The sequence below is a fragment of the Thermoflexus sp. genome (assembly GCF_025055495.1).
Classification (GTDB): domain Bacteria; phylum Chloroflexota; class Anaerolineae; order Thermoflexales; family Thermoflexaceae; genus Thermoflexus.
Genome location: NZ_JANWXB010000139.1, coordinates 1 through 7,018, shown reverse-complemented (window position 1 = coordinate 7,018; position 7,018 = coordinate 1). Strand labels below are relative to the sequence as shown.

General features: G+C 64.2%; 7 protein-coding genes. All 7 read left to right on the top strand.

The window, feature by feature from the left end:
- The first annotated feature begins 162 nt into the window (after window positions 1-162).
- The 7 genes from NZM16_RS04900 to NZM16_RS04870 all read left to right on the top strand — a co-directional run bounded on the left by NZM16_RS04900 (window position 163) and on the right by NZM16_RS04870 (window position 7,011).
- Window positions 163-552 carry a hypothetical protein gene (locus NZM16_RS04900; RefSeq protein WP_295479004.1) on the top strand — a complete coding sequence of 130 codons (390 nt, stop codon included), beginning with the start codon at window positions 163-165 and terminating at the stop codon, window positions 550-552.
- 67 nt (window positions 553-619) lie between these two features.
- Complete coding sequence (locus NZM16_RS04895) at window positions 620-1,123, top strand: class I SAM-dependent methyltransferase (protein ID WP_295479001.1); 504 nt, start codon at window positions 620-622, stop codon at window positions 1,121-1,123.
- 105 nt (window positions 1,124-1,228) lie between these two features.
- Window positions 1,229-2,101, top strand: coding sequence for a DsbA family protein (locus tag NZM16_RS04890; protein WP_295449923.1), 873 nt, complete (start codon window positions 1,229-1,231; stop codon window positions 2,099-2,101).
- Window positions 2,102-2,437: 336 nt separating this feature from the next.
- Entirely contained in the window at window positions 2,438-2,995 is a 558-nt protein-coding gene (locus NZM16_RS04885; RefSeq protein WP_295449926.1) for a DUF488 family protein, read from the top strand.
- The gene (locus tag NZM16_RS04880) at window positions 2,992-4,389 is read left to right on the top strand and encodes an MFS transporter (RefSeq protein ID WP_295478998.1); all 1,398 of its coding nucleotides are present in this window, start codon (window positions 2,992-2,994) and stop codon (window positions 4,387-4,389) included. The genes NZM16_RS04885 and NZM16_RS04880 overlap by 4 nt, the downstream gene beginning before the upstream one ends.
- Window positions 4,390-4,761: 372 nt before the next feature.
- Window positions 4,762-5,493: a MerR family transcriptional regulator gene (locus NZM16_RS04875; RefSeq protein ID WP_295478995.1), complete on the top strand. Its 732-nt coding sequence runs from the start codon at window positions 4,762-4,764 to the stop codon at window positions 5,491-5,493.
- A 120-nt stretch (window positions 5,494-5,613) separates the two neighbouring features.
- Window positions 5,614-7,011, top strand: coding sequence for a sensor histidine kinase (locus NZM16_RS04870; RefSeq protein WP_295478992.1), 1,398 nt, complete (start codon window positions 5,614-5,616; stop codon window positions 7,009-7,011).
- Window positions 7,012-7,018 lie beyond the last annotated feature (7 nt).

Here is a 7,018-nt window from a genome sequence, read left to right as displayed (position 1 = left end):
AGAAGAGAAGGGCGCACCGTGGGACGGCATGCTCTTTCACTCATGGACATGGAGGTGTGTGCCTCAGGCGGATTGCGTCCCTCATTTTGGGTATTTACAGCTAGGCGAGGCCGCCTTAGCGGCCTCGCCCGCTTGTTTCTCTGTCTCGATCTGGAGGAAGCGATGGCCTTCTATCTGGTGCGCGCGCGGTTGCGGATCGACCGGGTGGCGGAATTGCGGGCCCGGCTGGAAAGGGGGGAATTCCGCGCCATGCAGCCGTTCGGCCCGGCTCTGACGGCCGCCCTGGAGAACGTCCGCTGGGATCCGGAGGCGGGCGAGGCGGTATGGGAGGAGGAGGATTATTGCTCTCCACCGCTGGCGATGGAGCGCGCCGCCGTCCTAGATCATTACTTTGAGGACCTTCGGGTAGAACGGGTGCGATCCGGAGAAGGATGGCGACGGATCGCCGGGCTCCCCTCCCTGTGGGATCAGCCGTTCGCCCAGGATCCCGAAGTCATCCTATGGGAAGGCGAGGGCCCAGCATGCGATCTGGCTGCTGGACAGTGCGGCTAATCCTGTCGGGACATGGGGGGTGAAGGCTCCGGGCCCCCAGCAACTCTCAACGAGAGCACGGAAGGCCATGTGGACGCGTTGGCTTCCACCGGAAGGGGAGATCCGCCTTCTGGATGTCGGTTGCGGGACCGCGGAGGAGGCGGGGGAGTTCTTGGCCTCCGGACGGGTGGTGGATTTCCTCGGCGTGGATCTCGATGAAGGGGCGATTGCGCAAGCCCGGGCGCGCTGGCCGGAGGCCCGGTGGATCTGCGCGGATGCCGCCCGGCTTTCGTCGAAAACCCTCGGAGGGCGTTTCGATGCCATCCTGATCCGGCGTCCGGATCTCCTGCTCCAGCCGGCGCGCTGGCGGAGGGTCTTCCGCCGGCTGTCGGAATGGTTGCGACCGGGGGGATGGATCATCGTGACCGTCATCGGAGACGGCGAGGCGGAGCTGGCTCGACGCTGGCTGGAGGAGGCAGGCCTGCGTGTCTTCCGGGTCGAACGCCTCCCGTGGCCGGAGGAGCGCGTGCTCCTTCTGGCCGGACATGCTGGATGCCCCGAGGGGCTTTCAGGCGAGGAGGGAGATGGTTGAAGGCGGCCTCTCCTTCGTCCGGCCGTCTTCTCTGGGGGTTGGGCGCCGAGGGGATGCCGCTCGGCATAAGGAAAACACCATTCGCGTTCGGATGGAGGCCCCTGGATGACCCTGCGGGTGGAGATCACTTATTTCACGGATCCGTATTGCTCGTGGTGCTGGGCGACGGAGCCCATGCTCTATCGAATCCGGGAGACATTCCGGGATCAGATCCGGATCCGTTATGTGATGGGCGGCCTGGTGCGGGATATGGCGGAGTTCTACGATGCCCTGAACGACATCCGCACGCCGGCCCAGGTCGCGCCCCACTGGCGGATGGTCTCGGAGCGTTCCGGGCAGCCCATCGACGAGCAGCTATGGTTGGAGCTCGATGACCCGCACTTTTCGACATGGCCAGCCTGTGTCGCGATCAAGGCTGGATTCCTTCAGGGGGAAACGGTCGGGGAACGTCTCCTGCGCCGGTTCCGTCGGGCCGCGTTGACGGAGCGGCGGAACATCTCCCGGCGGGATGTGCAGGAGATATTGGCGCGCGAGGTGGAAGGGCTGGACGTGGAGCGCTGGCGGGCGGATTTGGAGAACGGGGCGGCGGAAAGGGCGTTCCAGGAAGATCTGGAGGAGTGCCACCGGTATGGGGTGACCGGCTTTCCCACCTTGCTGTTTCGATATGTGGGCCATGTGGCAACTCCCGGCGCCCAGCGGCCTGTTCTGGTTGTAGGCCATCGCCGTTACGGGACTTACCGGGAGATCCTCTACCAGCTGGCGCCGACGCTACGGGAGCATCCGCCGCGGGACCCGGTGATCCTGTTGGCGGACTATGGCCCGCTGACGACGCGGGAGCTTGCGGAGATCCAGGGTCAGGGCCGGGAAGCCATGCGCGCGGAAATGGAACGTCTGGAACAGGAAGGAAAGGTCCGGCGGATCCCGGTTCCGGGCGGCGAGTTCTGGCAGCGGACTGGGCTATCGGTGGAGCGCCCTTAGCTTGAAGGGCAGATGGGGCCGGTGAAGACGGCCCTGCCCTTAAGGCCCCCGGATGAGCGGATCGGCGAATTGGTCCGCAGTCCAGTTTGCCCGGATGAAGATCCATAAGGAATCTGGTCGTGTTTCCTTGTAGCGGATTGCACCTCCGGTTTCGTAGGGAGTTTTGGGCAGATACAGGGGGGAGGGGCCATAGGATGCCCTACCTCCTTATCCGTTCGCAGCAAAACACTATCAGAAATCCTAGGGTTGGTGGGGGATTGCTGCCTTTGTTGAATTGACGGGACCCCGGTGGTTGGGAACAATAAACAGCAGCAGGGGCGTTGCCGGGATTCCAAGATGACCCTTACGATCTTGACGATCGGGCATTCCAATCGGACGCTGGAGGATTTCCTGGCGCTCCTCCAGGCGCATGGGGTGGAGAAGGTGATCGACGTGCGTCGGTTTCCGAGCTCCCGACGGCATCCGCATTTCAACGGACCCGCGCTGGCGGCGGCGCTGGCTGCTGCCGGCATCGGTTACCGGCATATCCCGGAGCTGGGAGGACGGCGGATGCCCCGTCCGGATTCGATTCACACCGTGTGGAAGACGGCGGGGTTTCAGGGGTATGCGGATCATATGGAGACGCCCATCTTTCAGGCTGCTCTTGAGGCAGTGGCCACCGAGGCGGCTCAGGTCCGTATCGCGCTCATGTGTGCGGAGGCGCTCCCGTGGCGGTGCCACCGGCGTCTGATCGCCGATGCGCTCCTCGTGCGCGGGATCCGGGTGGAGCATATCCGGGACCTTCAGCATCGGGAACCGCATCGTCTGACCCCGTGGGCGCGCGTGGAGGGAACGCGATTGATCTATGCAGGCCCTGCGACGTTCTGGGATTCTCTCCCTGAGAGGTCGGGATGAGCGACTTTCCCTATCGAGCTCGCGTGACGGCCGGGCTGATCCTGGGCCTGTGCCTGGCCGCCTTAGAGGCCACCGTGGTGGCCACGGCGATGCCTCGGGTCATCCAGGAGCTGGGGGGTGTTGCGCTTTATAGTTTCCCCTTCGCGCTCTATCTGTTGATGGCGACCGTCTCCGGGCCCATCTGGGGCCGCTCTTCTGATCTTTACGGCCGGAGGCGGCTCTATCTGGCGGCGGTCCTCCTGTTTCTGCTGGGGTCCGCCCTCAGCGGGGCCTCCGGTTCAATGCCCATGCTGATCGCCGCGCGGGCGCTCCAGGGGCTGGGCGGCGGTGGCCTTCAGACGCTGACCTTCACCCTCGTCGGGGAGCTTTACCCCCTGCGCCAGCGGGCACGGGTGCAGGGGTGGATCAGCGGAGTGTGGGGATTCTCCGCCCTGGTTGGGCCGCTGGTGGGCGGGCTGATTGTGGACCATTTCTCCTGGCGGTGGGTGTTTTATCTCAACGTGCCCTTCGGGATCGCGGCGATGCTCCTGGTGGGCCGCGGGGTGCCAGAGTCAGCGCCGGAGCCAGGCCGCCGAGTGGATGTTCAGGGTGCGGCGCTGTTTGCCCTTGGGGCGGGTGCGTTCATTTATGGCCTGGAACTGGAATCCCCGGTGGCGCTCATCCTGGCCGCCCTGGTCATGGTGGGTTTCGCGATCTTCGAGCGGCGTCAGCCGCTTCCCCTGATCCCCTTCCCGGCCTTGCGGCGGCCGTTCGCTTTCCGCGGCTTCCTGGGAAACCTTCTCGGCGGGATGGCTTTCTTCGGGATGACCGCATATATCCCGCTCTTCGCTCAGGTCGCCCGGGGGCAGAGCGCCACCATCGGCGGGCTCCTGCTCTCCCCGATGACGGTGGGCTGGACGGTGAGCAGCATGCTGACGGCTCGATGGTTGCCCCGATGGGGGCCCCGACCGCTGGCCCGCTGGGGGCCGATGGCGATGATCGTGGGGTTCGGGGCGTGGGCGCTGGCGCGGCAGGCCCCCCTGCCTGCCCTGGGCCTATCGGGTCTGATCATCGGTGCCGGTATGGGCATTGTGATGCTGGCTTTGCTGGTTTGCGCTCAGGAGGAAGCCCCTCGAGAAGTGCTGGGGGTGGTCACCGCCATGTTGTTGTTCGCCCGCAACATCGGTGGGTCGATGGGAGCCGCTGTGATGGGAGCCGCCTTAGGCCCGGCCCTTTCAGCCGGAGGAGAAGCGCTCCGAACGGCCTTCTGGAAGGTTCCGGCCCTGGCCCTGGTGCTGTCGCTGGGGATCCTCCTGATGGGGCTGGGCGTGCCGGATCTCCCATCCCGCAAAGGGATGCCGCTGGAGGAGCTGGAGCTCGCCGAGGGGGAAGCATCCCGGGCGTTTCCGCGGTAAAGCCCAGACAGTTCTTCCCCGGTTATGCTGACCGGGGCCGGATGTCGTTCCCGATGGGCGGTTGGGGTGGCGGCCTCGTCCGCCTACAGGTTCGATAGAGGCGTGTAGCTCATCCTCTTCTGGGGGCTTTCAGGGGTGGGGTCATTCCGCCTTGTCCAGCAGGTTCTCGACTGCGTGACTCCTGAAAAATCCCCCCTCCCCAGGGCCTGAGAGGCCTTGGGGAAGGGAATCCAGAGGGGGGGACGATGGCCCAGCGCCTTCACTGCGAGTTGGGCACCACCGGAGAATCTTTTTGGGGGCAGGGGCAGGGATGAGCGTCAAAGCCCTCCAGCCCTGTTCCCGGAAACCCCAAATCAACATGGACGAGCACGAATGGACCGAGAAGAGCGGCTATGGACAATCGGAGAGGTAGTCAACCGTCTGCGGGAGCAGTTCCCAGATGTCACACCCAGCAAGCTGCGCTATTGGGAGAAGGCCGGCCTGATCCGTCCCCGGCGCACCCATGGCGGGCATCGCCTGTATTGCCCGATGGATGTAGAGCGGCTGGCCCTGATCCTCAACCTTCGGGCCCGGCATCGGCTCCCGCTTCCCGTCGTGCGGGCCATGCTGGACCGTCTGGAGGAGGATCCGGCGCTGAACATGGGAGCCGTTGAAGCACTGTTGCAGGTTCTTCAGGAATCCGAAGGGGAAAAGCTGGTCGCCTTAACGGCCGAGGAAGCGGCCCGCCGGGCCGGGATCCCCCTGGAGCGGTTGCAACGAATGGAGGCGCTGGGCCTGTTGCCAAGTGGAGAGTCGGGAGGGGAGCGGCGCTACGATCTCGAAGACGTAGCGCTGATGCGGGTGGTGCGGGACTTGGAGGCGATGGGCATCACGTGCCAGAACCTGGCCTTCTATGTGCGGCTGGTGCGCGCGCAGGTCCGTCATGATGTGGCGCTCTACGCCCCCCTGGTCGGGGATCTGGATACCGATGCGGAACGGATCGGGCGGTTTCGGGAACTCCATCGCCTGATCCAGACCCTGACCGGCTTGCTCTATCGCAAGTATGTGCGCCAGGCGCTGATGCGTCGCTGGTTGCGTCGCGCCACTCGTTCTTCCTCGCGTTAATCCGGTCTGGGGAATGCCTCTCTGCGAGAGGGTCTGGGAGCAGATGGGCGAGGCCGCCTTCGGTGACCTCGCCCATCTATGGAGGTCCATTTTGCCGCGAGTTGGGAAGGAGGGGTCCCCGTGCGCGAGGCGTTACAAGCCTTTTTCGAAACAAATCGAATTATTGTGTATTCCGTATATGGCCAGGTTTTCTTCACCCTCGGCGTGATCATGGCCATTCAGAGCATGCGTCACAGCCGGCTGCGGCTGGCCCAGGCTCTCCCCTGGCTGGCGCTCTTCGGAATCCTCCACGGCCTCCATGAGTGGGGCGATGTGTTCATCCCGATCCAGGCGACCTACCTGTCTGACTTCCTGGTTAAGTTGCTACATATCGCTCAGGTGTTCCTTCTGGCCCTGTCCTTTCTTTGTCTGTTCCATTTCGGGCTCGGCACGTTGAGCCCTTTGCCTCCAGCGTGGCGGTGGTCCTTCTGGGTTCCCACCTGGATCTTCGTCCTCTGGCTGCTGGGGCCGTTCTATTTGGGTTTGGCCATGGTTCCGGAGATTGAAGATTGGCATGCGATGGCCGCCGCCTTAGCGCGCTACAGTCTGGGGTTGCCGGGGGGGCTGGTCGCCGCCTATGGCCTCCGGGTCCATGCCCATCGGCATATCGCACCGCTGGATCTTCCGCACATCATCCGGACCCTGCGGATCGCAGGCCTGGCGATGGCGGGCTACGGGATTGCAGGAGGGTTCTTCGGGCCTCTTGTGCCCTTTTTCCCGGGCAACGTGTTGAATGAGACGGTGGTGTTTCAGGCATTAGGAGTTCCGATGCCGGTCTGGCGGTCTCTGCTCGGCCTGATCCTTCTGGTTGCCCTCCTGCGGTCCCTGGAGATTTTCGAGGTGGAGATCGATCGGCGGGTCGAGGAGATGGAGCGAGCGAACATCCTGACCCTGGAGCGAGAGCGGATCGGTCGGGATCTTCACGACCGCATCCTTCAGCAGCTCTACGCAGCCGGGTTGCTGGTGGAGGCCCTGCGGGAACAGGGCAAGCCGGATTCTTCTACAAACCAGGTTCTGGATCACATTCTTCTCACCTTAAACCGCGCGATCGAGGATGTCCGACTCTACATTTCCACTCTGCAAGGCGTCTCCCATCCGGACCGTCTGCGCTCATTACTGGAGGAAATCGCTCGGGATCCCCGGTTCCGGAGCATGATCGATATCGAGGCGCGGATCGATGTTCCGGACTTGCCTCTGGAGCCGGAGCAGGGGGCCCATCTGGCGGCGATCCTCACCGAAGCCCTGAGTAATGTGATCCGTCATGCCCGAGCCCGGCGGGCAAAGCTGGAAGCCCGGATCGAGGATGGTCGTCTGCGGATCGGTGTGTGCGACGATGGGATCGGGATGCGCCCGGATCATCCCATCGGGATGGGGTTGCGGACGATGCAGGAGCGGGCGCGCTTGCTGGGAGGCATCCTGCGGATCGAGAGCGAACCCGGGCAGGGCACATCGGTATGGATTGAGCTGCCCACGGGGTGATAAAGGA

What these genes read in the sequence shown, in the direction of transcription:
- NZM16_RS04900 (WP_295479004.1), top strand. Translation starts at nt 163, where the DNA reads ATGGCCTTCTATCTGGTGCGCGCGCGGTTGCGGATCGACCGGGTGGCG.
- NZM16_RS04895 (WP_295479001.1), top strand. Translation starts at nt 620, where the DNA reads ATGTGGACGCGTTGGCTTCCACCGGAAGGGGAGATCCGCCTTCTGGAT.
- NZM16_RS04890 (WP_295449923.1), top strand. Translation starts at nt 1,229, where the DNA reads ATGACCCTGCGGGTGGAGATCACTTATTTCACGGATCCGTATTGCTCG.
- NZM16_RS04885 (WP_295449926.1), top strand. Translation starts at nt 2,438, where the DNA reads ATGACCCTTACGATCTTGACGATCGGGCATTCCAATCGGACGCTGGAG.
- NZM16_RS04880 (WP_295478998.1), top strand. Translation starts at nt 2,992, where the DNA reads ATGAGCGACTTTCCCTATCGAGCTCGCGTGACGGCCGGGCTGATCCTG.
- NZM16_RS04875 (WP_295478995.1), top strand. Translation starts at nt 4,762, where the DNA reads ATGGACCGAGAAGAGCGGCTATGGACAATCGGAGAGGTAGTCAACCGT.